The organism is Paraburkholderia mimosarum LMG 23256 = NBRC 106338, from assembly GCF_000739815.1.
GTDB lineage: Bacteria > Pseudomonadota > Gammaproteobacteria > Burkholderiales > Burkholderiaceae > Paraburkholderia > Paraburkholderia mimosarum.
On record NZ_BBJJ01000317.1, the window covers coordinates 1 to 1,167 of the forward strand.

Sequence of the window (1,167 nt, forward strand, 5' to 3'; positions counted from 1 at the left end):
ACTCGATGATCTTGGCGACGACACCGGCGCCGACGGTACGGCCACCTTCGCGGATTGCGAAGCGCAGACCTTCTTCCATCGCGATCGGAGCGATCAGCTTCACCGTGATCGACACGTTGTCGCCCGGCATCACCATTTCCTTGTCCTTCGGCAGCTCGATCGAGCCCGTCACGTCCGTCGTACGGAAGTAGAACTGCGGACGGTAGTTGTTGAAGAACGGCGTGTGACGGCCGCCTTCGTCCTTGCTCAGCACGTACACTTCAGCCGTGAAGTGCGTGTGCGGCGTGATCGAACCCGGCTTGGCCAGCACCTGGCCGCGCTCCACGTCTTCACGCTTCGTGCCGCGCAGCAGGATACCGACGTTGTCGCCTGCCTGACCCTGGTCGAGCAGCTTGCGGAACATTTCCACGCCCGTGCAGGTCGTCTTCACCGTCGGCTTGATACCGACGATTTCGATTTCCTCGCCGACCTTGACGACGCCGCGCTCGACGCGACCCGTCACCACCGTGCCGCGACCCGAGATCGAGAACACGTCTTCCACCGGCATCAGGAACGCGCCGTCAACCGCGCGCTCCGGCGTCGGGATGTACGTGTCCAGTGCGTCGGCCAGGTTCATGATCGCCACTTCGCCCAGCTCGCCCTTGTCGCCTTCCAGCGCCAGCTTGGCCGAACCCTTGATGATCGGCGTGTCGTCGCCCGGGAAGTCGTACTTCGAGAGCAGCTCGCGCACTTCCATTTCGACCAGCTCGAGCAGCTCGGCGTCGTCGACCATGTCGCACTTGTTCAGGAACACGATGATGTACGGCACGCCGACCTGACGGGCCAGCAGGATGTGCTCACGCGTTTGCGGCATCGGGCCGTCAGCGGCCGAGCACACCAGGATTGCGCCGTCCATCTGCGCCGCGCCCGTGATCATGTTCTTCACGTAGTCAGCGTGGCCCGGGCAGTCGACGTGTGCGTAGTGGCGGTTGGCCGTTTCGTACTCGACGTGCGCGGTGTTGATGGTAATACCACGTGCCTTTTCTTCCGGCGCGGCGTCGATCTGGTCGTACGCCTTCGCCTCGCCGCCGAACTTGGCGGTCAGAACCGTCGTGATCGCTGCCGTCAGCGTGGTCTTGCCGTGGTCAACGTGACCGATCGTGCCCACGTTCACGTGCGGCTTGGTCC

The 1,167-nt window shown here is 63.7% G+C and carries 1 protein-coding gene; it reads right to left on the reverse strand.

The features are described 5' to 3' along the window. Window positions 1-1,167 (reverse strand): elongation factor Tu (gene tuf, locus BMI01S_RS37655; protein WP_255217868.1); only part of this gene is annotated, 1,167 nt, incomplete at both ends.